This window comes from Ensifer sp. LC163, from assembly GCF_001695855.1.
Classification (GTDB): domain Bacteria; phylum Pseudomonadota; class Alphaproteobacteria; order Rhizobiales; family Rhizobiaceae; genus Ensifer.
This window is the reverse complement of record NZ_MBSS01000008.1, coordinates 104,942-127,365: the sequence shown is the minus strand read 5'-3', so window position 1 is coordinate 127,365 and position 22,424 is coordinate 104,942. Positions and strand designations below refer to the sequence as shown.

15 protein-coding genes and 3 pseudogenes are annotated in these 22,424 nt (G+C 62.8%); 2 read left to right on the top strand and 16 right to left on the bottom strand.

The features are described from left to right. Position 1: 1 nt before the first annotated feature. From BC360_RS07940 to BC360_RS31380, 3 genes and pseudogenes are all read right to left on the bottom strand, one after another. Positions 2–1,177 (bottom strand): putative 2-aminoethylphosphonate ABC transporter ATP-binding protein, encoded by a 1,176-nt coding sequence (locus tag BC360_RS07940; protein WP_065794833.1) that lies wholly within the window; start codon positions 1,175–1,177, stop codon positions 2–4. A gap of 186 nt (positions 1,178–1,363) precedes the next feature. Next, a complete protein-coding gene (locus BC360_RS07935) occupies positions 1,364–2,386 on the bottom strand; it encodes a putative 2-aminoethylphosphonate ABC transporter substrate-binding protein (RefSeq protein ID WP_065794832.1) in 1,023 nt (340 codons plus the stop codon). 549 nt (positions 2,387–2,935) lie between these two features. Beyond that, positions 2,936–3,190, bottom strand: a pseudogene (locus BC360_RS31380) (DUF1127 domain-containing protein); the annotation flags it as partial. A gap of 137 nt (positions 3,191–3,327) precedes the next feature. Here BC360_RS31380 and BC360_RS07925 point away from each other — a divergent pair. Continuing rightward, positions 3,328–4,836, top strand: coding sequence for a winged helix-turn-helix domain-containing tetratricopeptide repeat protein (locus BC360_RS07925; protein ID WP_065794830.1), 1,509 nt, complete (start codon positions 3,328–3,330; stop codon positions 4,834–4,836). A gap of 44 nt (positions 4,837–4,880) precedes the next feature. On the opposite strand, the gene BC360_RS07920 is transcribed toward BC360_RS07925, so the two are convergent. From BC360_RS07920 to BC360_RS07895, 5 genes are all read right to left on the bottom strand, one after another. Continuing rightward, positions 4,881–5,273: a GFA family protein gene (locus BC360_RS07920; RefSeq protein WP_065781669.1), complete on the bottom strand. Its 393-nt coding sequence runs from the start codon at positions 5,271–5,273 to the stop codon at positions 4,881–4,883. A 415-nt stretch (positions 5,274–5,688) separates the two neighbouring features. Beyond that, positions 5,689–7,143, bottom strand: a complete 1,455-nt coding sequence (phnY, locus tag BC360_RS07910; RefSeq protein WP_065794828.1) for a phosphonoacetaldehyde dehydrogenase — start codon at positions 7,141–7,143, stop codon at positions 5,689–5,691. 10 nt (positions 7,144–7,153) lie between these two features. Continuing rightward, positions 7,154–8,422: a phosphonoacetate hydrolase gene (phnA, locus tag BC360_RS07905; protein WP_065794827.1), complete on the bottom strand. Its 1,269-nt coding sequence runs from the start codon at positions 8,420–8,422 to the stop codon at positions 7,154–7,156. A gap of 21 nt (positions 8,423–8,443) precedes the next feature. After that, positions 8,444–9,646: a 2-aminoethylphosphonate--pyruvate transaminase gene (locus tag BC360_RS07900; RefSeq protein ID WP_065794826.1), complete on the bottom strand. Its 1,203-nt coding sequence runs from the start codon at positions 9,644–9,646 to the stop codon at positions 8,444–8,446. A 101-nt stretch (positions 9,647–9,747) separates the two neighbouring features. Then, positions 9,748–11,406: a Na/Pi cotransporter family protein gene (locus BC360_RS07895; RefSeq protein WP_065794825.1), complete on the bottom strand. Its 1,659-nt coding sequence runs from the start codon at positions 11,404–11,406 to the stop codon at positions 9,748–9,750. 112 nt (positions 11,407–11,518) lie between these two features. Between BC360_RS07895 and BC360_RS07890 the strand changes: the two genes are divergently transcribed. Beyond that, positions 11,519–12,430 carry a LysR substrate-binding domain-containing protein gene (locus BC360_RS07890; RefSeq protein WP_065794824.1) on the top strand — a complete coding sequence of 304 codons (912 nt, stop codon included), beginning with the start codon at positions 11,519–11,521 and terminating at the stop codon, positions 12,428–12,430. Between the two features lie 32 nt (positions 12,431–12,462). Here the strand turns inward: BC360_RS07890 and BC360_RS32650 are convergent. The 8 genes and pseudogenes from BC360_RS32650 to BC360_RS07855 form a co-directional block, all read right to left on the bottom strand. Next, positions 12,463–12,609: pseudogene (locus tag BC360_RS32650) on the bottom strand (LysR family transcriptional regulator); the annotation flags it as partial. After that, positions 12,552–13,688, bottom strand: a pseudogene (locus tag BC360_RS07885) (siroheme synthase); the annotation flags it as partial. The pseudogenes BC360_RS07885 and BC360_RS32650, both read right to left, overlap by 58 nt. Next, the gene (locus tag BC360_RS07880; protein WP_065794823.1) at positions 13,660–16,317 is read right to left on the bottom strand and encodes a nitrate reductase; all 2,658 of its coding nucleotides are present in this window, start codon (positions 16,315–16,317) and stop codon (positions 13,660–13,662) included. The gene BC360_RS07880 and the pseudogene BC360_RS07885, both read right to left, overlap by 29 nt. A gap of 2 nt (positions 16,318–16,319) precedes the next feature. Further along, the gene (gene nirD / locus BC360_RS07875) at positions 16,320–16,655 is read right to left on the bottom strand and encodes a nitrite reductase small subunit NirD (RefSeq protein ID WP_053248710.1); all 336 of its coding nucleotides are present in this window, start codon (positions 16,653–16,655) and stop codon (positions 16,320–16,322) included. Positions 16,656–16,659: 4 nt separating this feature from the next. Next, a complete protein-coding gene (gene nirB / locus BC360_RS07870; protein WP_065794822.1) occupies positions 16,660–19,119 on the bottom strand; it encodes a nitrite reductase large subunit NirB in 2,460 nt (819 codons plus the stop codon). Between the two features lie 5 nt (positions 19,120–19,124). After that, on the bottom strand, positions 19,125–19,925 hold the full coding sequence (locus BC360_RS07865; RefSeq protein ID WP_065794821.1) for an ABC transporter ATP-binding protein: 801 nt from the start codon (positions 19,923–19,925) through the stop codon (positions 19,125–19,127). A 14-nt stretch (positions 19,926–19,939) separates the two neighbouring features. Then, positions 19,940–20,833 (bottom strand): nitrate ABC transporter permease, encoded by an 894-nt coding sequence (gene ntrB, locus BC360_RS07860; RefSeq protein WP_065794820.1) that lies wholly within the window; start codon positions 20,831–20,833, stop codon positions 19,940–19,942. A gap of 59 nt (positions 20,834–20,892) precedes the next feature. Next, entirely contained in the window at positions 20,893–22,185 is a 1,293-nt protein-coding gene (locus BC360_RS07855; RefSeq protein ID WP_065794863.1) for a CmpA/NrtA family ABC transporter substrate-binding protein, read from the bottom strand. Positions 22,186–22,424 lie beyond the last annotated feature (239 nt).

Here is a 22,424-nt window from a genome sequence, read left to right as displayed (position 1 = left end):
GTCAGATACCCCTCGGATAGAGCAACAGGCGCTCGCGCGGTATCTCGACCTGGATGACGCCGCCTGTTTCGATGCGCAGCCGGCGCACTGCATTAACTGAAAAGTCGGCGACGAGCGTCCGGTCACCGAGCCGCGGCGCGGTCAGTCGCGTACGCCAGAACATGCCGAGGAACTCCATCACATGCACTTCGGCATCGATCAGGTTCTGCGGCGTTGCCGGCCGGTCTAGCGAGTGGACCGCATGCGCCTCGGCACCGTGCGGAATGATGTCGACGGGACGGACGACGGCCGTGGTCGCGGCCCCCGCCGCGAAGCCGTCCGTTGGGCAACAGAAGGCAGAATGGCCGATCTCGACCTGACCGTCCGGCAGAACCCTTGCCGGAAACTGGTTGGTCTCGCCGATGAAGTCGGCAACGAACAAGGTCTTCGGATGACGGTAGATTTCGGTGGGCGATCCGACCTGTTCGATGACGCCGTGATTCATCACGACGATCCGGTCCGCCATGGCGAGCGCCTCCTCCTGATCGTGCGTCACCATGATGGTGGTGACGCCAAGCTTCCGTTGCAGCGCCTTGATCTCATGGCGGAGATGGACGCGCACCTTGGCATCAAGGGCAGACAGCGGTTCGTCGAGCAGAAGCAGGCCGGGGGAGATCGCAATGGCGCGGGCGAGAGCGATACGCTGCTGCTGTCCGCCGGAAAGCTGGGCGGGGTATTTCTTGCCGTGCGCCGAAAGTCCGACCGTCTCCAGAAGTTCGGCGACGCGCGCTGCGACCTCTGCCTTCGAACGGCCGGTGTTTTCCAGGCCGAAGGCAATGTTCTGCTCGATGGTGAGATTGGGAAAGAGCGCGTAGGACTGGAAGACGATGCCGTAGTCACGCTTCGATGCAGGCAAGATCGAAATATCGCGGCCACCTTGCCAGATAACGCCCCGTGTCTGCAGATCAAGGCCGGCGATCGCCCGCAAAAGGGTCGTCTTGCCGCAGCCCGAGGGGCCGAGAAAACAGACGAACTCCCCCTTGCCGATGCCGAGCGAAATGTCGCGCAACGCAACGAAATCGCCATAGCTCTTCCAGAGATCGCGGATTTCGAGATAGGGGGATGACGGGGTGGTCCCCTGGTCAGCGGCGCGGTGAATGCTCGTGGGTGTCGGTTCGATCGACATGGCATGTCTCATCTGCAAGCTCCGCTGGCTGTCAGGGATTTCTACAGCGCCGCGCGTCCTATCAGACGCGCAAAGGTCGCTGTAGCACTTTGAATTTCCGCATGTTTTCATCCTTAAATCGGATAGGATTTCATGAAACATGCGGGAGAGAACGCGACGGGCGGAGCGCGCATGCGCCCCGCCCAGGCCGATCGGAGGTCAGCTCTTCGGTTCCGACTTCGCGTCGTAACGCTTCTGCCATTCCTTCAGGATGGTCGCGCGATTGTTCGCGGCCCATTCGAAGTCGTTGTCGATCATCTTTGCGGCAATGTCAGAGGGCAGATGCTGAACGGTCTTGGCGATGCCGGGATAGGCCACCACGGCATAGCCGACATTGTACATTTCGTTGGCTTCCCTGGTGACCGACCAGTCGACCAGGGTCTTGGCGGCCTCGAGGTTGGCCGTGCCGGCAATGATCGCCGTCGCCTCGGCCTCCCAGCCCGACCCTTCGGCAGGGAAGATGATGTCGATCGGCGCGCCGGCGCTCTTGGCCTTGGCGCCTGGAAATTCGAATGACACGCCGATGACGGCCTCGCCGGCGCCGGCCATCTTGCAGGGCTTCGAGCCGGAATGCGTATAGGCGGAGATGTTCTCGTGAAGCCTGTCCATGAAGGACCAGGCCTTCTCTTCGCCCCACATCTGCATCCAGCCGGATACGTCGAGGAATCCGGTGCCCGACGAGCTCGGGTTCGGCATGACGATGTGGCCCTTGTATTCGGGCTTCGTCAGGTCTTCCCAGGTTTGAGGGGCCGTCAGCCCGAGCTTTGCGGCCTCGACCGTGTTGTAGCAGAGTGCTGCCACATAGGCGTCCATGCCGACCCAGCTCGGCGGCGTGTCACGGTCGACGAATTTCTTGTCGAGCGCCTCGACGCCCTTCGGCTGATAGGCTTCCAGCATGCCCTCCGTTTTCAGGAGAAGCAGGGACGTGGCAGCGAGCCCCCAGACAACGTCCGCCTGCGGGTTGTCCTTTTCGGCAAGCAGTTTCGCCGTCATGACGCCGGTTGAATCGCGGACCCAATTGATCGTGATATCGGGATGCGCCTTCTCGAAGGTCGCCTTGTAACGATCAAGGTCGACAGCCTCGACGGCAGTGTAAACGGTGAGCTCGGTCTGTGCGGATGCGATGACGGGAAGAGCCACGGACATGGCGCCGGCAAGCATAAAAAACATGTGTCTGTTCATGCTGAATATCTCCTCTGGAGGCCTGGAAAAAATCCGGGAAGCAAGGCTGGCAATCTGTCGCTGCCCTTGTCTCGCATGCTTCAGGAGGCATTCTGCGTGGACGTATTCAATTAGTAAAATTTATTATTCTTATCATTGTCAAAGTAAAAACTATGGGTCTGGCGAAGCCTCACCGGGACGCAAGTCGCCCACACCGCTACAGCGCCGCGCGTCAAATATGACGCGCAAAGGACGCTGTACCGCTTTAAACTTGCCGCATAATTTCCTCCTTAAATCGATTCCGATTTAAGGAATTATGCAGTAGCGTTCCCCTCCACTTGAGACGTCCGGATGGAGGCTGTACTCGAAATAATCCATGGGGAGCAGCGTCTCACAGCCGTCAAGCCAGCGTTCCCTGCGTGCAACGCGGCAAATGCCCAGTTCAAGCAACTGTCCTTCGCTCAAGTCGTCGTTCTCTCCCCGAGTTGCCAGGCTACCTCCCCATATTTTCCAATGGGTGGCCAAAATGCCCAGCCTTCCGAGAAGCCGTAGCAGACCGTTGGTTGTGGTGTGTTCGCCTAGGGGCTTGGCGATCTCTGCCTCGAACTGCCGTCTCGTCAGACCGATGTCGGCGATCAAATGGGGATCTTGCTTCAGCTTTCGCTCAAGGTCGCAGCGAACGCGTTTCCGCTCGTCCCAGGTGGCGATAATGCTCCGCAGGGTCGCCAGGCTGCAGTGCCGACGCGACACTTCCGCCGGGCCTACGAGCGTTCCCGGCCGCGATGCCTGATGCGGCGCCGACGCAAGGGTAGGAGTATCGTCCATGGCAACCTCCATAGGGTTTGAGGGGCCCGGGGGCCCCGACCTGAAAGAGGATGAAGTCTGGAGGATACGAACGGCGTCGTACTTAAGCCCTCCCAAAAAGTTCTCAAAAACTTCCAAAGGGTCTATAGATGCGCCGTATGCAGGGATCGCGCTTTGCCTTTGGTCCGTTCGTGCTTGATCCGGATGCGGGAACGCTCCTTCGGAACGATGATCCCGTTGCCATCGGCCACCGCGGGCTGAGGCTGCTTGCGGCATTCGTCGGACGGCCCGGCGAAATCCTTGGAAAGGCCGAATTGATGGACGCGGCGTGGCCGGGCACGGCCGTCGAGGAAGGCAACCTCACCGTCCAAATCGCGCAGCTGCGCAAGCTGCTTGGCCCGGCCGCCGACGGCGGTGAATGGATCTCCACGGTTCCGCGCGTCGGCTACCGCTTCACCAGGGCCATCGAACAGCTCGGGGGTGCGAAGCGAAAACCTCTGCCGCTGCCCAGCAAACCATCGATAGCCGTGCTGCCCTTCGTGAATGTCAGCAATGATCCCGAGCAGGAATCCTTCGCGGATGGGTTGACCGAAGACCTGATCACCGACCTGTCCAGGATCTCCGGCGTGTTCGTCATCGCCCGCAACTCGGCCTTTGCCTACAAGGGAAAGCCAATGGACGTGCGCGGGATCGCTGAGGACCTTGGCGTGCGCTACCTGCTGGAGGGCAGCGCGCGCCGCGCCGCGGGGCGCGTGCGCATCAACGCCCAACTGGTCGACGCCGTGAGTGGCGATCATCTATGGACGGAACGCTTCGATCGCAGCCTGGAAGATATCTTTGCCGTGCAGGACGAAGTCACCGGCAAGATCGTGGAGGCACTGCTCGGCCGGCTGCGCGCGCCGCCGCCGCGCCATCGGCCCAAAAATCTCGAGGCCTACGATCTCTGCGTGCGGGCGCGCAAGCTGATGGATGATACGCCGCAGGCGGCGCGGGAAGCGCATCTGATGCTCACGCGCGCAGTTTCGCTCGATCCTGATTACGCCGAGGCCTATCGCTGGCTTGCGATGAACCACTGGATGGGATGGGTCCATTCCGGCGGGCCGACGGAACCTGGCCGCAGTGCTGCTCTGGAGCTGGCGCGCAAGGCTGTCGCGATCGATCCCCACGATGCCGGCAGTCGCTGGATCCTGGCGTACCTGCTTGCCTATGAGCGCAGCTTCGTCGAGGCGGATCAGGAATTTGCCACGGCGATCGAGCTCGACCCGAACGAGGCCGACACCTGGGCGGCACTATCCGACATCGCAGTCCTGGCCGGGCGGGTCGAGGAAGGCCTCGAGCACATTTGCAAGGCGTTCCGGCTGAACCCGTTTCCAGCAAGTTGGTACTATCTGACGCTCGGCCAGGCGCAATATGCGGCCGGCCAATACGAAGCCGCTGTCGAGACACTGCGCAGGGACGAGACTTATCGCACAAGCTCGAGGCGTTTCCTCGCGGCAAGCCTTGCCCAACTGGGCCGGCTCGACGAGGCGCACGCAGAGGTCGAACTGTTTCTCGTCGGCAACCCGAATTTCACAATCCACCACTGGGCAACGACCGAGCCATTCCGCGACGCTGCGACCCTTGCGCATTTCGTTGATGGCTACCGCAAGGCCGGTCTGCCGGAGTGACGCCCCGGCGTGACACGTAACTTCGGCCTCGCACCGGTCGCGACCTACTCCTCAAAGCGGCTCGTGGCGTCACGGTCGCGGTCGTATCGTCTCGTGATCGGAAACGGCGGCAACCAGGACTCGCGGCGCACGATCCAGCTTTCGTAGGTTGGCACCAGTTGGTCGGGGGCATCCAGGGAGCCCACATTCACTTCGATTTCGTCTGCGGTGCGTGCGAAAATGGACGAGCCGCAGCGGGGACAGAAAAACCGCCCGGCGTAGTCGCGTGTTTCGCCGTCGATCGTCACCGCATCCTGAGGGAATATCGCGGAAGCGTGAAAAAGCGCCCCGTGATGCTTGCGGCAGTCGAGACAGTGGCAAAGGCCGACCCGGTATGGGCGTCCCGACGCCACAATTCGGACATTGCCGCACAGGCAACCGCCAGTGAATCGGTCCATGCCGTGGCTCCTTCAAAATCAAGCGGACGGAATGTTTACAACCAACAACATTCTCATCGCAATTGCCGCTGCCGGCAGGAATGGACGTCTCCCGCGACGGGCGTTGGTGATCATCCCTTCCGGGCGAACAGAGCCTATCAGATGATACTCCTGCAACATCGCTTGCGTAGCACATAAGGCTCCCACTTCCGCACGCATGGATATGCCCGCATCGAACGCGCCGTCTGTAGGCTTAAACGCTTCAGACGCGTCACTCCTCGGCGCAATTGATGACGAAACGAACAGGGCCTGCATCCGCGGGCCACAGATGCTGACAAAGCGTCTTGCAGCTTGCGTCAAGAAAAAGGGAGCTGCCGATCGACAGCTCCCAGGAAGGGTGATTTGGCAGGGGATGCTCAGATCACCAGGGCCCAGATCACCAGGGCAGGGAAAACGTCTTGACGTTGGTGAAGCTTTTCATCGCCTCGATCACGCCCTCCTTGTAGCCATTGCCCGAATCCTTGATGCCGCCAAAGGGGGACATTTCGATGCGATAGCCGGGCACCTCCCAGATGTTCACCGTACCGACCCTGAGGCCGGCGATGTATTTCTGCATGCGGCGGAAGTCGTTGGTGCAGACCCCGGACGACAGGCCGAAGGCGGTCGAGTTGGAGAGCGCGATCAGAGCATCGTCATCGTCGGGTGCCCGCACGATCGGAATGATCGGCGCGAAGGTTTCCTCCATCACCAGTTCGCTCGAATGCGGCACACGATCGACCACGATCGGCGGGAGAAGAGCGCCGCGGCGGCCCGGATCGTAGAGGATGTCCGCCCCCTGCTCGGCCGCCTGATGCACCCGACGCTCGAAGGTTTCGGCAGCACGGGCATGCACGACCGTGCCCAGTTCCGTCGCGCGATCCATCGGGTCGCCGAAGCGCAGCTTCCTGGCCCGTTCCAGCACGAGCGGCACGAAACGATCGGCGACGCTCTCCTGGCACAGAATGCGCTTGACCGCCGTGCAGCGCTGGCCCGAGTTCTTCGTTGCGCCTGCGACCGCGAGGTCGGCCGCCTTTGCCAGGTCGTCGTCCGACAGGTCGTTGAGGATGATCAGCGGGTCGTTGCCGCCGAGTTCGAGGATCTGGCGCTTGTAGTGCGCGTTCGCCGCGATCAGCTTGCCCACCGGCACGCTGCCGGTAAAGGTGATGAGGTCGAAGTTCGGATTGGTCATCATTTCCATGCCGATATCCGCCGGCCAGCCGGTCACCACCGACAGCATTTCCGGCGGCAATCCCGCCTCGTAGAGAATGTCGGCGAAGACGAGCGCCGTCATCGGCGTCAGCTCCGTCGGCTTCAGCACCACGCAGTTGTTGGTCGCAATGGCCGGCGCCACCTTGTGTGCCACCATATTGAGCGGGTGGTTGAAGGGTGTGATCGCCGAGATGGCGGTCAGCGGCTCGCGCATCGTGAAGATCTTGCGCGCCTTGCCGTGCGGGGTGAGGTCGCAGGAGAAGATCTCGCCGTCATCGCGAATGCACATCTGGCCCGACAGCGTCAGCACGTCGAAGGCGCGGCCGACCTCGTAGAGCGAGTCCTGCTTCGATATGCCGAGCTCCAGCGTGATGATATCGGAGATCTCCTCCTTGCGGGCGACCAGCATCTCGGCCGCCTTCAGCAGGATGCGCTGGCGCTCGTATCGCGTCAGCTTCGGCTGATAGGCCGCTGCGATCTCGAAGGCTGTGCGGGCGTGCTCGGCATTGCCGGCTGGAACGGTACCGATGACGGCATCGTTCCAGGGGTAGTGCACCTCGATCACCCCCTCGGCATCGACCTTCCTGCCGGCAATGCGCATGGGCTCATGGCGCAGTGCGAATGTCGTTTCCACCTTGGTCATCGTCCGTTCCTTAATTTACCGGCTGCGCCGCCGCGACGAGCGCATAGTAGAAGGCGTCGAAGTTGCGCAGCGTGGCGGCGGAACCGAGCTCGGGCAGCTTGCGGTTCGCGATGAAGGGCACCTGCTGCTCCGTGAGGCCGCCGTGCGAGCGCAAGGGCTCGTTCAGCGCGGCAAGATCGTGGCGATGCTCGCTTGTGCCGAGCGTCTTGTTCTCCGAGGAGATGAGGACGATATCGCCGATGCGGTCATCCGGCAGTTCGAAACGAATGCAGGCCTCGGGCCGCGAAAGAACAAGGTCGATGCCGTCGATCGCCGCCAGCCGTTCGATGATATCCTCCTTGTCGGCGCGCTCCGGAAGGTAAGCCGTCGCGAACGATCCAAGCGCGCCGTGGTGGACGACGTAGGGGTCGGTGATCGGCAGGATGACGCGCGCCGCGTCCTTTCCGAGCCATTCATCGAGCACGTCCTGCACGTAGATCACATCCGGCGAACCGTCAGCCTTGTGCTTCGGCTTCATGCCGTGATCGGCCGTCACGATGATCGCAGCACCAAGCGCATCGAGTTCGGTCAGGTACTTGTCGAACATCTCGTAGAAGGCGTTCGCTGCTGGAACGCCCGGGGCATATTTGTGCTGCACGTAGTCCGTGGTCGTCAGGTACATGACGTCAGGAGCGAACTCCTTCAGCAGTTTCACGCCGGCTGCAAAGACGAATTCCGAGAGTTCCGCCGAATAGACTTCCGGTACCGGCAGGCCAAGCCACTCCGAAGCGTTCTCGATACCGTTCTCCGCCTTGGTCGACTTGTCGGACTTTTCGGACGAGAAGCAGACCGCCCTGCCCTCATCGAACTTGAGGCCGTGACCGAGAAGTGCGCGGAGCTTGTCCTTGGCGGTGACGACCGCGACCTTTGCGCCGGCATCGTAGAAGGCCTTGAAGATGGTCGGCGCGCGCAGGAAGCGGGGGTCGTTCATCATCACTTCGTTGCCGGTCTGCGGTTCGTAGAGGTAGTTGCCGCAGATGCCGTGAATGGCCGGCGGACGGCCGGTCGCGATGGAAAGGTTGTTGGGGTTCGTGAAGCTCGGGATGACGCTGAGCGCCGTGCGCTCCGTCCCGGTCTGGCGAATGCGGGCAAGCGTCGGCATCAGCCCGGCCTTGATGGCCTCGTCGAGATAGGCCGGCTCGCAGCCGTCGAGGCAGATGGCGATGGCGGTGACGTTCGGCCAGGGATAGGTGCGCCGATTGGCGGTGACGGCGACGTTGATCTTGGACATCTGGTTCATCGGAAAAATCCTATCGTTCGTTCAAGCGGCGAGACGGCTGCGTTCGGCAAGGGCGATCGCTGGAGGGGCGGCATTGGCGACCCCCATTTCGGTCAGAGAACTGCGGGCGGCTTCGACCACGCGGCGCATCACATGTTCATCCATGCGGCCGATGCAGCCGACGCGGAAGCTGTCGACGACCGTCAGCTTGCCGGGGTAGATGATGAAACCCTTCTCCTTCATCAGCTCGTAGAAGCGGTCGAAGGCGAAGGCCGGATCGGCGGGGCTGAAGAAGGTGACGATGATCGGCGACAACCAGCGGTCGGCAAGCAGCGTCTCGAAGCCTGCCTCTCGCATGCCGGCGACCATGACGTCCCGGTTGCGCGCATACCGCGCCCCGCGGGCGGCAACGCCGCCTTCCTCGCGATGCAGTCGAAGCGCCTCCAGGAACGCGGCGACGACATGGGTCGGCGGCGTGAAACGCCACTGGCCGGTCTTGTTCATGTAGTCCCACTGCGCGTGCACGTCGAGGCTGAGCGAATGGCTGCGACCCTTGGCGGCCTCCAGTTCGCTTCTGCGGGCGATGACGAAGCCGAAGCCAGGCACGCCTTCTATGCATTTGTTGGCGGAGGAAACGATCGCCTCGTAACGGAAGTCGGCGAGCCCGGCCGCAACGGCACCGAAGGCACTCATCGAGTCGACCAGCAGCTTGCGACCGCTGTTATAGACGACCTCGGAGATTTCCTTGAGCGGATTGAGGATGCCGGAACTGGTCTCGCAGTGAACGACGACGACATGGGTGATGGCCGGGTCTGCGTCGAGCGCGGCGGCGACCTCGGGGCCGCGCGGCGGCATGTAATCGCCCTTGTCGATCGTCACGTGGTCGCGTCCGAGGTAGGCGAGCGTCTGAGCGATACGCTTGCCATAGGCGCCGTTGATCAGCACCAGCACTTTGCCGTCGCGGGGAACGAAGCTGCCGAGCATCGCCTCGACCGAGAACGAACCGCTGCCCTGCATCGGGACGCAATCGAACTCGCCCTTGGCATCGCCGGCAATGTCGAGAAGCTGGCGACGCAGTTGCGCCGTCATCGCACGGAAATCACCATCCCACGATCCCCAGTCCCTCAGCATGGCTTCCTTGACTTCGTAGGCCGTCGTCAGCGGGCCGGGCGTCAGCAGATAGGGCTCGCCAAGTCTCGGCGATTCCAGCGGTGCGATGGTTCTGTCAGAAGCGGTATTTGGCATTGTCCGTCCTCACGTTGGCGTCTCCGGGACTGACAATGCGGCGGGCAGACATATATGTAAAATCGTTCTTTTGTATAAATCTATAAATTACACTTATATATCTACGCCGCGGGAACGAGGCGGCTTTCGAGCAGGTCTCCGGTCTCGCGAAGACGGGGATAAGCCATCGTCGTGACCAGCGAATTGAGTTCCTTCAGCGCACGCATGATCTCCAAGTGCATGTCGCTCGACTGGATGCTGGCGGCAATGCCTTGCCTCAGCCGCTCGAGATGGCTTTGACTGCTTTCCTGCACCAGCCGGCGGACATGTTCCTTCTGGCGCACCATCTCGCGGGCAATCACCGGTTCGGGCGAGACGAGCAGATTGGCGGCAAGTTTGACGTTCGAAAACACCGCGGCGTGCAGCGTCGTCAGCTCGTGCCAGCCCGCCGTCGAAAAGGCGCCGGCGCCTTCAAGCCGCTCCTCCGCCATCCGCAACAGGCTCTTCGACACGACGTCACCGGCATATTCCAGATGAATGGCCGCCTCGGTGAGTTCGATGCCGCGCCGGGATTGCTCCTCCGTCAGCACGCCCCGATTGACCGCGGCGATAAAAAGCTTGATCTCGCTATGGGCGCGATGGATGTCCCCATCGATGCGGCGCAGCGCATTGACCGTCTCCGGCGTCGGCGACGCGATCACCCCCATGACCGGTTCGAGCAAACGCGTGATCAGGTTGCCCATATGCAGGACTTCGCGTGCGGCGGCCGCCAATGCCTGCGCCGGCTTGTCGATCAGAGACCGCTCGAGCGCACTCACATGGGCTGCAAGACTGGCTTCCTTGTCCCCGACGTTTTCGGGGGTGAGAAGGCGAATGAAGCGCGCCATCAGGCCACACGACACCAGACCCAAGAGCGCCAATGCCGCATTGAACAGCACATGCAGATTGACGAGCTTGGCGGCGACCGTCGCGCCAGGCAGCCATGCAAAAGAGACCTGCATGGAAAACAGCGCAAAGACAGCAGCACTGAACAGCGTCCGAAAGTGAAGATTGCCGAGCGGCAGGCGCCTGCCCTCCACCGGCAGGCCACGGGTCAGCCACAGGGCGATCAGCCCGCCACCAAGATTGACGCCGAGGATCAAGGGAATGCCGACGTCGAGCGGCAGCAGACCCTTTGCGGCAAAGGTCAGGATCAAAAGGATGGCCGCAACGCTGGAATGCAGCCCCCAGGTGAAGACGGCAGCAACGATCATCACCGTCAGAGGGTCCTTGCTGAGCATGTCGATCGCTGCCGGCAGCAGCGGGCTTTGACCAAGCGGCAGCGTCGCATGGCCGATCATCTGCAGCGATAGAAGCAATAGGCCGATCCCGAGAACGGCACGCCCGGCCTCGACCGGCTTGCGAGCGCGCGCCTTGAGGTGCAGGAGGCCGCCTGCAGCAATCAGCAGCGGCGCCAGCCAGTGCAAATCGAAACTCAAGATCTTGACGACGAGGGCCGAACCCAGGTCCGCGCCGAGAAGGACCGCCAGGCCGACATCCAGCGCCAGCGCTCCGCTCACGGCAAAGCTCGCGGCCAGCATGGCGACCGCCGTCGAACTCTGAAGGGCAATCGCAATCAAACAGCCATAGGCAGCCGCGCGCGGCCTGCCACCAGCGCCGCCGACGGCACGCGTGACCACATCGCCGCAGGCAGCTTCGACGCCCTTCTTGACCAGGCTGACGGCGTAAAGCAGCAGGACTGTTGCAGCAGTGAGTTCGAGGGCGACGACCGAAAGATTCATAGGCGCGCTCCGGAAAGGTTTGGCTCCGGAAACTATCTTTTGCCCCTTTACATAAATCAAATCGTTCGTTCTGATGGTTTCATCGACAGAACTTATCTGTGGGGATGTTACCGTGCGCTATGTCCAGCTCCGCGCCTTTCACAATGTGGCCATCCATGGCGGCTTTTCACGGGCAGCCGAAGCCCTCTTCCTGACGCAGCCCGCTGTCTCCGACCAGGTGCGCAAACTCGAGGAGGAATATGACGTCCTGCTCTTCAATCGGAACAAGAAACAGGTCACGCTGACCCAGGCCGGCCAGCAGCTTCTGGAAGTCACCCGGCGCATGTTCGACGTCGAGCAGCAGGCACTCGATCTTCTCTCTGAATCGCGCGCATTGAGGGCCGGAAAGCTTAGGATCGTCGCGGATGCTGCGCACCATCTGCTGCACATTCTTGCCGCCTTCCGACGGACCTACCCGACGGTGCAGGTGTCGATCGACGCGGGCAACACGGAGACGGTCATCACCAGCCTGCACGCCTATGAGGCGGATATCGGCGTTCTCGGTGAAATCCCGCAGGTGGGCGACTTCGACGTCCTGAAGTTGAATTCCACGCCGATCGTCGCTTTCGCAAGCCGCGACTATCCCCTGGCGACGTGTCAGAGCGTCACCTTCGCCGAGCTTGCAAAACACCCGCTCGTCATGCGCGAGCGAGGCTCCAAAACCCGCCAGAAGCTCGAGGCGATGGCCGAGCAGTGCGGCGTCACGCTGACGCCGCTCATCGAGGCCGAGGGCCGCGAGGCCGTTCGCGAGATCGTCGCCGCCGGCGGCGGCGTCGGTTTCGTCTCCTCCGCGGAGTTCGGCCAGGACACCCGCCTCGTTCCGATCAAGATCGACGCCCCGGAAATGCTGATGGACGAGGCGCTCATCTGCCTGCGCGAACGCAGCAACGGCAAACTCGTCCATGCATTCTATGAAATAGCGCGCAAACTCACGCAAAGCGCGGCCGGTGATGTCAAGCCTACGGGAGACGCAGCCCTTGGTTGACACTCGGTGCGTACCGGCACGGTCGCTGCCGATTCTATGCCGACCTTGCTGCACGCAAGCGGCGCGCTCGTCTTTTCCACCGCCGGCAGATAGCGCTCTTGCCCAATCGAGGAGAAGTTCAACGAGCCGATGTTTTCGACCGGGCGGATGAAACCGAGGTTGATCTGGCCGTTCTCCACTCACTGGCGGCTAACACGCCGGGAACGACATCGACCGGAATGCCGTCCGCCTGCAACCGGGCGATCTCTTCGCCGGCGCATCCGGAAATCATCGCATCGCCGGATTTAAGCCGGACGACCCGTTTTCCGGCGCGCGCCAACGACACCATCATGTCGTTGATGTCCTCCTGTCGGCAGCTCGTGCGGTCGCCGACGAGAAGACGCTTGGCCTCGCGCCGGGCAAGCTCCAGGACTTCATCGGAGACCAAGTCGTCGAAAAGGATGACGTCAGCTGCCTGCATGGCCCGCACCGCCTTCAGCGTCAGATGCTCCGCCTCGCCGGGGCCGGCGCCGACGAGCGTGACGCGGCCGGTGGCAGTCCGGTTCGCCGCAAGGCGATCCATTTCCGCCACCAGCCGCGTCTCTACACCCTCCTCCGGTGTCTCCCGAAAGGCATGATCGACAAAGCGCTCCCAAAAAGCGCGCCGCCCGACACCGGGCTTGAGGCTTGCATTGACCTTGTCGCGGATCGCCTGCGCCAGCGACGCCCAATCCTTCAGAGCCGGTGGCAGCAGCGTCTCGATGCGGCGACGGATCGCCTGGGCCAGGATGGGAGCGGCGCCATCGGTCGATATGGACACGACGACAGGCGAGCGATTGACGATCGAGCCGAACTGAAACTGGCAATAGGCCGGTTTGTCGATGACGTTGACCGGCACGCCGGCCTTTTGGGCTGCCTCGAAGAAGGCTTGGGCATCGCTCTCAGCCTCGCAATCGGCGATCGCAAGCGCCGCGCCGATGAGCGTGTTCTTGGTCCAGGCTTCGCCGTGATGCACGAACCTGCCGCCCGGGTGACAGGAGCCGCCCTCGAGCAGGCGGGTGCAGACCTCTCCGAGTTCCTCAAACGGCGCATAGACATGCACCTCGGCGCCGCAGGCCGCCAACAGTTCCGCCTTCCAGGCAGCGGCGTCGGAGCCACCGGCCACGACGACGCGGCGGCCGTCGAGCGCCCAGAACACTGGCAGCTTTGCCAGTGGCATCATGCGCGGCGGCTCCGCGCGTAGGCGCCTTTCATTCCGCGGCGGCAGCAAGGCATCCATCGACGATCCCCCTGATCTCGGCGCGGCAGGAGCCGCAATTGGTTCCGGCATTGAGTGCCTGGCCGACCGCCTCGACCGTGCGGCAGCCGTTGCGCACGGCAGCAACGATCTGGTTGATCCCGACATTGAAGCAGGAGCAGACGGTTGCGCCCGGATCAGGCTTATCCGCTCCCGGCCGGCCGGCCACGAGCGCGAAGCGCAGACGCAGATCCGATTGCGAGATATCGAGCTGCTCGACCGCCCAGTTGCGGGCGACCGCGACGGGCTCCGGCGCGAGATACAGGGCCAGCAGAAGCCGATCGCTGTCGAAGAATGCAAGCCGGCGATGGCCCGATGGCCCGTCCGCGTAGCCGATCGGGTCGATATCGCCAGGCAGGTCGAAGGTGCGCCGGCACCAGGTGACCCAATCCTCAGGTGCCCTCTCCGCCGCCAGCTCGAGCCGCCAACCTCCCCGTGCCTTGGCGAGCGCCCAATAGGTGCAATCGAGGGCTTTAGGCTTTGCGGCACTCACCGCAAATCCATAGGTGGTGGCTGCGAAGCGGCGGGCGGAAACAGCAACGTTCTTGGAGGCCGGCTGCCCCGAAACGGGATCGGTGATCGGCGGCACCAAAGCATCGATGCGCGCCTTGGCCGCGAACTGGTCGTTCCAGTGCATCGGCACGAAGAGGTTGCCGCGCGCCTGGCGTTCGGTAATCAGTGCCCGAACGATCGCCTCCCCATAAGGGCTTTCCAATACCACGAGATCGGCGGGCGATAGATCAAGCTCCATCGCATCGCGCGGGTGGATCTCGACGAAGGGCTCGCCGATATGGGCGGAGAGCCGCGCGCTCTTTCCCGTCCGGGTCATCGTGTGCCAGTGGTCGCGGACACGCCCGGTGTTGAGGGTGAAAGGGAAGGCGTCGCTGACGCGGTCGTCAACGCGACTGGTGGTCGCGATGAAGCGTGCGCGCCCGTCCGCATGGAAGAAGCTGCCGTCAGCGAAGAAGCGTGTCGTCGCGCTCGCCGCACCCCGCGGCTGCGGCCATTGGAACGGTATCAGCGCATCATAGCCGGCATTATCGATCGAGGCATGGGCACCGATATCGAAATCGCGCCGCCCATCGTTCTCGAAGCCGGAAAGACCGGCATGTTCGGCAAAGATTTCGGATGCCGACGCATAGGCAAATGCGCCGGCAAAACCCATGCGGCGGCCGACTTCGGCAAGCTGCCACCAATCCGCTCTGGCGTCCCCAGGTGCCGAGAGAAAACCACGCTGGCGAGAAATGCGGCGCTCGGAGTTGGTGACCGTGCCATCCTTTTCACCCCAGCCGAGCGAAGGCAGCAGCACATGCGCATGGCGCGTCGTATCGGTCTTCTTCAGGACATCGGAGACGACGACGAAGGGACAGGCCTTGAGCGCTGCCTCGACGGCATCGGCATCCGGCATCGACACCACCGGATTGGTCGCCATGATCCAGATCGCCTTGATGCGCCCGTCGGCAACGGCGCGAAACATGTCGACGGCCTTGAGGCCCGGCTTGGCGGCGAGCGACGGCGCGCCCCAGAAGCGCCGGACCTGATCGCGGTGCCCGGCCTTTTCGATATCCATATGGGCGGCGAGCATATTGGCAAGCCCGCCTACCTCGCGACCGCCCATGGCGTTGGGCTGGCCGGTCAGCGAGAACGGCCCCATGCCGGGACGACCGATGCGGCCGGTGGCCAGATGGCAATTGATGATGGCATTGACCTTGTCGGTCCCGGCCACCGACTGGTTGACCCCCTGGCTGTAGCAGGTGACGACCTTTTCCGTCGTTTCGAACAGTCGAAAGAAGGCCGCTATTTCCGTCGCCTCGAGCCCCGTCGCCTGCGCCAAAGCGGTCTCATCGAGCGCACTTGCTGCGGCGAAGGCTTCGGCGAAGCCGCTGGTATGGGCGGAAATATAGCCCTGATCGACGGCCGGGCTCGCGGCCAGGTGCGCGAACAGCCCATTGAACAGCGCAACATCACCATCCGGTCGGATCGCCAGATGCAGATCGGCGATGTCGGCGGTCATTGTCCGGCGCGGATCGATGACGACGACCCGCATCTGCGGCCGAGCTGCCTTAGCCGCAGCCAGACGCTGGTAGAGAATCGGATGGCACCAGGCGAGGTTGGAGCCGGTCAGGATGACGAGATCCGCCAACTCCAGATCCTCGTAGCAGCCGGGCACGGTATCGGCACCGAAGGCGCGGCGATGACCGGCCACGGAAGAGGACATGCACAGGCGCGAGTTCGTGTCGATGTTGGCCGAGCCGATGAAGCCCTTCATCAGCTTGTTGGCGACGTAGTAATCCTCGGTCAGCAACTGGCCGGAGACGTAGAAGGCAACAGAATCGGGCCCATGTTGGGCGATCGCGCTTGAGAAACGCTCGGCAACATGATCGAGCGCCTCATCCCAATCCGCCCGTTCGCCGGCGATCTCGGGATAGAGCAGCCGTCCGTCGAGATCGAGCGTCTCTGCAAGCGCCGACCCCTTGGAGCAAAGCCGGCCGAAGTTGGCGGGGTGATCCGGATCGCCTTTCACGCCGACGCCGCCGTCATCGCCAACCGTCGCGATCACGCCGCAGCCGACACCGCAATAGGGACAGGTGGTTTTGACTTCGGTTGCCATGACTATTCCGCCGCGATCATCAGGCTTTCAAGCGCGATGAAGAGTGCGCCGCCGTCGTTGCGCACGGGGATCGTGCGCACGGCGCCCTCGTCCGCGCCCAGCGCCTTGCCGGTTTCGAGCGAGATCACCCAGTTGTGCAGCGGGCAGGTGACGGCCGTGCCGTGGACGATGCCCTGTGACAGCGGCCCGCCCTTGTGCGGGCAGTGATCCTCGATGGCGAAAACCTCGTTTTCGGCCGTGCGGAAGACGGCGATCTTGCCTTGAGGCGTTCGCACGCAGCGTGCGCCGCGGAGCGGAATGTCCGAAATGTCACCGATTGTGATCCAGTTCATGTCCATCATCTCACTCCGCTGCCTGGGAAAAACCGACCGTCGCCATTGGTCGGAACTCGTGCTTGTCCTTGCCGGAGACACGCTCCGACCAGGGGTCGACCTGGGCGAATTTCTGGCTGAAGACGAAGCGATCGAAGAACGCCTTGCGACGTCCCGCATCGTCCATGATCTGGCGGCGGATTTCCTCGAGGCCGACGCGCTTGGCCCACTTGTAGATCCGCTCGAGATAGCGGGCCTGCTCGCGATACATCTGCGTCAGCGCGACGATATGCTCGAGCGCCTCGTCCTCGGTCCTGACCAGACCGAGAACCTCGGTGCCCTTGATGTCGAGCCCGGCGGCACCGGCAAAGTGGATCTCGAAGCCGCTATCGACGCAGATGACGCCGATATCCTTGCAGGTGGCCTCGGCGCAGTTTCTGGGACAGCCGGAGACGGCCATTTTCAGTTTGGCCGGGGTCCAGGAACCCCACATGAACTTCTCGATGCGGATGCCGAGCCCGGTCGAATCCTGCGTGCCGAAGCGGCACCAGTCGGAACCGACGCAGGTCTTCACCGTACGCAGACCCTTGGCGTAGGCCTGGCCCGACACGAAGCCGGCCTTGCCGAGATCGGCCCAGACGGCGGGCAGGTCTTCCTTCTCGATGCCGAGCAGGTCGATGCGCTGACCGCCCGTAACCTTGACCATCGGGATTTCGAACTTGTCGACCACGTCAGCGATCGCGCGCAATTCCCCGGAGTTGGTGACCCCACCCCACATGCGCGGGACGACGGAATAGGTACCGTCCTTCTGGATATTGGCGTGCACACGCTCGTTGATGAAGCGCGACTGGTAGTCGTCGGCATATTCGTCCGGCCAATCGCAGACGAGATAATAGTTGAGCGCCGGGCGGCACTTGGCGCAGCCGCAAGAAGTCTTCCATTCCAGCTCCTGCATCACGGCGGGAATGGTCTTCAGCCCCTTGGCCTTGATCAGTCGGCGGACGTCGTCGTGGCCGAGTTCGGTACAGTTGCACATCGGCTGGACGGCAGCGGGATTGTAGGCTTCGCCGAGCGTCAAGGACATCACCTGCTCAACGAGACCCGTGCAGGATCCGCAGGAGGCGGATGCCTTGGTATGGGCGCGCACCTCGTCGAGCGATGTCAGTCCCTTGCCCGTGATCGTCGCGACGATCTTGCCCTTGCATACGCCGTTGCAGCCGCAGATTTCCGCATCATCCGGCAAGGCTGCAACGGCCGCCGTAGGGTCCAGCGGGGATCCTCCCTGATAGGCCTGGCCGAAGATCAGGGTTTCGCGCATGGCGGTGATATCTGCCCCCCTCTTCATCAGATCGAAGAACCAGGAGCCGTCCGATGTTTCGCCGTAGAGGACGGCGCCGATGATGCGGTTTTCCCTCAGCACCAGGCGCTTGTAGACGCCGGCGGTCGCATCGCGGAGCACGATTTCCTCGCGACCTTCGCCATCGGCAAAGTCGCCGGCGGAGAAGAGATTGATGCCGGTGACCTTGAGCTTTGTATTGGTGACCGAGCCATGATATTCCGCATCACCGCCGGCCAGCCGGTCGGCAAGCACCCTGGCGCTTTCATAGAGCGGCGCCACCAGGCCGTAGCAGGTGCCGCGATGTTCGGCGCATTCGCCGAGCGCATAGACCGCCGCATCCGACGTCATCATGCCGTCGTCGACGACGATGCCGCGGTTGACCGCGATACCGGCTTCCTTCGCCAGGCCTGACGCCGGACGAATGCCGACGGCCATGACGACCATCGACCCCTCGATGATCCGGCCGTCTTCGAGCTCGATGCCCTCGACCTTCGTTTCGCCGAGGATCCGTTTGGTGTTGGCCTTGGTGACGATCTCGATGCCACGTTCGGTCAGCGCTTTTTCCAGGAGATAGGCGGCGGCCGGATCGAGCTGACGCTCCATGATCGTCGGCATCAGGTGGATGACGGTGACCTCCATGCCCTGGCGCTTGAGGCCATAGGCCGCCTCGAGCCCGAGCAGGCCGGCGCCGATGACGATGGCACGGCCGCCGCCCCTGCTGCCGGTAAGCATTTTTTCGACGTCGTCGAGGTCGCGGTAGGCAAGCACGCCGGGTAGCTGATGGCCGGGCACGGGAATGATGAAGGGACTGGAGCCGGTGGCGATCACCAGCTTGTCGTAGCTGGCGGTGATGCCGTTTTCCGAGGTTACCGTGCAGGCCGTCCGGTCGATCTGAGCGACCTTGGCGCCCTTGTGCAAGGTGACGCCATTTGCGGCGTACCAGGCGTCGTCATGGATGACGATGTCCGCGTATTCCTTCTCGCCAGACAGCACCGGCGACAGCATGATGCGGTCGTAATTGACGCGCGGCTCGGCGTTGAAGATCGTGACCTCATAGCGACCCGGGGCCTTTTCGAACAGCTCTTCGAGCATGCGCCCCGGCGCCATGCCATTGCCGATGATGACCAGTTTTTCGCTTGTGCTTTGAGCCATGGGGATCACTCCGCAGCTTCGACGAAACGGTGGCGCTCGTAGAGGAACTTGAGCACCGCTTCGCGGCATTTGAGGTAGGTTCGGTCGGCCGCAAGCTCGATGCGCCGGCGCGGGCGGGCAAGCGGCACGTCGAGGATCTCGCCGATGCGCGCCGAAGGCCCGTTGGTCATCATGACGATGCGGTCGGAAAGCAGCACCGCCTCGTCGACATCATGGGTGATCATCAGCACCGTGTTGCCGAGCTCGGCGTGGATCTGCATCACCTGGTCCTGCAGATGGGCGCGGGTCAGCGCATCGAGTGCGCCGAACGGCTCGTCGAGCAGCAGCACCTTCGGTTCCATGGCCAACGCCCGGGCGATGCCGACGCGCTGCTTCATGCCGCCGGAAACCTCGGACGGACGCTTGTCGGCGGCATGGGCCATCTGCACCAGCTCGAGATTGCGCATGGTCCAGTCATGGCGCTCAGGCTTACCCTTGGTCGCGCCGAACACCTTGTCGACGCCGAGGCGAACGTTCTCGTAGACCGTCAGCCAGGGCAGCAGCGAATGGTTCTGGAAGACGACGGCGCGGTCCGGTCCCGGCTCGTCGGCAACCCTGCCATCGAGCAGGACCACGCCGGTGGTGGCCGGCGTCAGGCCAGCGACAATATTGAGCAGCGTCGACTTTCCGCAGCCGGAATGGCCGATGATCGAGATGAATTCGCCCTTGTCGACGGAAAGCGAGACCTGCTTCAGGACCTCCGTCCTGACGCCGCCGCGTTCAAAACTCTTGTCGATAAGCTCAAGCGAAAGATAGCTCTTGGTCATGATCTTTGCCTTTCTCACGCGGTTGCCGTGCCGCGGGTGACGATGCGGCCGATGAGGGCGATGAGACGATCGAGGAGGAAGCCGACGATGCCGACGTAGATCAGCGCGACGATGATGTCGCTGATCAACGAGGAGTTCCATGCGTCCCAGATGAAGAAGCCGATGCCGACGCCACCGATCAGCATTTCGGCGGCAACGATGGCGAGCCATGAGAGGCCGATGCCGATGCGAAGGCCGGTGAAGATGTAAGGGGCCGCCGCCGGCAGCATGATCTTGCCGAAATATTCGAAGGCATTGAGCCGCAGCACCTTGGCGACGTTCTGGTAGTCCTGCGGAATGTTGCGGATGCCGACGGCGGTGTTGATGATGATCGGCCAGATCGCGGTGATGAAGATCACGAAGATCGCCGAGGGGGTGCCGTCCTGGAAGGCGGCAAGCGACAGCGGCAACCAGGCGAGTGGCGGCACCGTGCGCAGCACCTGGAAGATCGGATCGAGCCCGCGCATGGCAAGGGCGCTCTGGCCGACGAGTGCGCCAAGCGCGATACCGACGACGGCAGCAAGCGCATAGCCGATCGCAACACGCTGCAGGCTGGCCGAGATATGCCAGAACAGACCCTGATCGACCCCTTGTCCGACATAGAATGGGTGCGCAATGAGCTCCCAGCTTTCTTCGAGAACGCTTGTCGGCGCCGGCAAGCTCGAGTCTGGCGCCGAACAGATCACCTGCCAGGCGACCAGGATGAAGCTCAGGGTGACCACGAGCGGGACGAGATTGATCAAAGCCGTCGCGAGCGCCGCCGGCAGCCGGCCACTGGCGCCGGGTCTGGCGGCGCGGGTAAAGGCGATGACACGGGCCGCGTGCCGTGGGGCAGCATCCTGCGGAAGCTTGAGGTTGGTGACGGACATACCGTTCTCCTAAAGGTTCAAGTCGGGCGGCGGCGGGGTTCGGCCGCCGCCACGAAGGCTCAGGCGACGCGCGAGATGCTCAGGCTCTTCAGGTAAGCCTGCGGATCTGCCGGGTCGAACACCTTGCCGTCGAAGAATTTTTCGATGCCGCGCGAGGTCGAGGACGGGATGTCGGAGACGCCGAGCTCCTTGGCCGCCTCGCGCCAGATGTCTTCGCGATTGACCGTGGCAACGAGCGCCTTGATGTCGGTGTCGGGCGCAAACTTGCCCCAGCGGATGTTCTCCGTCAGGAACCAGCTGTCATGGCTCTGGAAGGGATAGGAGGCGTGGTCGCGCCAGAACTTCATGAAATGCGGGCTGGCCTCGACGATCTTGCCGTTGCCGTAGTCGTATTCACCCTTCAGCCGGTCGACGATGTCCTTCGGCGGTACGTTGAACCAGCTGCGCTTGCCGACGATCTTCGCCAACTCTTCCTTGTTGGCCATGTCGTCGCACCATTGCGCCGCTTCCTGGATGGCCATGGTGAGCGCCTTGGCGGCGCGCGGGTTTTTCTCCACCCAGTCGGCACGCATTGCGAAGGATTTTTCCGGATGCTCGTTCCAGATCTCGGCGGTGTTGACGGCGGTGTAGCCGATCTTCTGGTTGACGAGCTGCTCGTTCCAAGGCTCGCCGACGCAGAAACAGTCCATGGTGCCGACCTTCATGTTGGCGACCATCTGCGGCGGCGGAACAACAATCGTCTCGACATCCGAGTCCGGATCAATGCCGCCCGCGGCAAGCCAGTAACGCAGCCAGAGGTCGTGTGTGCCACCGGGGAAGGTCATCGCCACCTTGGCCGCAGCGCCTTCCGCCTTCTTCCTCGCAAAGGCCTCCTTCAACGCGGAAGCATCGAGCCCGACTTTCAGATCGGCATAGGCGCCACCGACCGAGATCGCCTGCGCGTCGAGATTGAGGCGCGCAAGGATCGCCATCGGCAGCGGCTGGTTGTTCTGCGTCACCTTGCCGGTCGAGATCAGGTAGGGCATCGGCGTGAGAATATGGGCGCCATCGATGCCGGCACCGGCCGAACCGAGCACGAGGTTGTCGCGTGTCGTGCCCCAGGAAGCCTGCTTGACCACATCGACTTCGGTCATGCCGTACTTGTCGAACAGGCCCTTCTCCTTGGCGACGATCAGTGGTGCGGAATCGGTGAGCGCGATAAAGCCGAGCACGGCCTTGGTCGTTTCCGGACCCGCAGCCTGAGCGAACGCGCCGGAAGGGAATGCCGCCTTGACCGCACCGAACAGGGCGGCCGTGGCTGTGGTCTTCAGCAGGCTGCGGCGGGTCAGGCCGCCGGTCGAAAACTTGGTCATGCGCAGGTTCCTCTGCTGCTGCCGGGCAAAGCCGGACATAAAAAAACGCCGCTTGGAGATTGCGTCCGGGATCAGGAGGAATCCTCGGGAAACAAAAACCTTGCGACGTCAGTGTCTCTGGCAAACGCGATCTGGCGTTTGAACTCGCTTCAATCGCCGTTGATCGAAGCGATTTCTTAGAAGCAAGGGTCGTGCCAGTTTCAGAGGAGTAGCTTTAATATATTGAGATTAAAGGATAA

Excerpts from the sequence above, each read along its gene's own strand:
- BC360_RS07940 (WP_065794833.1), bottom strand. The coding sequence starts at position 1,177 with ATGAGACATGCCATGTCGATCGAACCGACACCCACGAGCATTCACCGC.
- nirB (WP_065794822.1), bottom strand. The coding sequence starts at position 19,119 with ATGGCTCAAAGCACAAGCGAAAAACTGGTCATCATCGGCAATGGCATG.
- BC360_RS07895 (WP_065794825.1), bottom strand. The coding sequence starts at position 11,406 with ATGAATCTTTCGGTCGTCGCCCTCGAACTCACTGCTGCAACAGTCCTG.
- nirD (WP_053248710.1), bottom strand. The coding sequence starts at position 16,655 with ATGGACATGAACTGGATCACAATCGGTGACATTTCGGACATTCCGCTC.
- phnA (WP_065794827.1), bottom strand. The coding sequence starts at position 8,422 with ATGAACCAGATGTCCAAGATCAACGTCGCCGTCACCGCCAATCGGCGC.
- ntrB (WP_065794820.1), bottom strand. The coding sequence starts at position 20,833 with ATGTCCGTCACCAACCTCAAGCTTCCGCAGGATGCTGCCCCACGGCAC.
- BC360_RS07880 (WP_065794823.1), bottom strand. The coding sequence starts at position 16,317 with ATGGCAACCGAAGTCAAAACCACCTGTCCCTATTGCGGTGTCGGCTGC.
- phnY (WP_065794828.1), bottom strand. The coding sequence starts at position 7,143 with ATGACCAAGGTGGAAACGACATTCGCACTGCGCCATGAGCCCATGCGC.
- BC360_RS07935 (WP_065794832.1), bottom strand. The coding sequence starts at position 2,386 with ATGAACAGACACATGTTTTTTATGCTTGCCGGCGCCATGTCCGTGGCT.
- BC360_RS07925 (WP_065794830.1), top strand. The coding sequence starts at position 3,328 with ATGCAGGGATCGCGCTTTGCCTTTGGTCCGTTCGTGCTTGATCCGGAT.
- BC360_RS07920 (WP_065781669.1), bottom strand. The coding sequence starts at position 5,273 with ATGGACCGATTCACTGGCGGTTGCCTGTGCGGCAATGTCCGAATTGTG.
- BC360_RS07865 (WP_065794821.1), bottom strand. The coding sequence starts at position 19,925 with ATGACCAAGAGCTATCTTTCGCTTGAGCTTATCGACAAGAGTTTTGAA.
- BC360_RS07900 (WP_065794826.1), bottom strand. The coding sequence starts at position 9,646 with ATGCCAAATACCGCTTCTGACAGAACCATCGCACCGCTGGAATCGCCG.
- BC360_RS07855 (WP_065794863.1), bottom strand. The coding sequence starts at position 22,185 with ATGACCAAGTTTTCGACCGGCGGCCTGACCCGCCGCAGCCTGCTGAAG.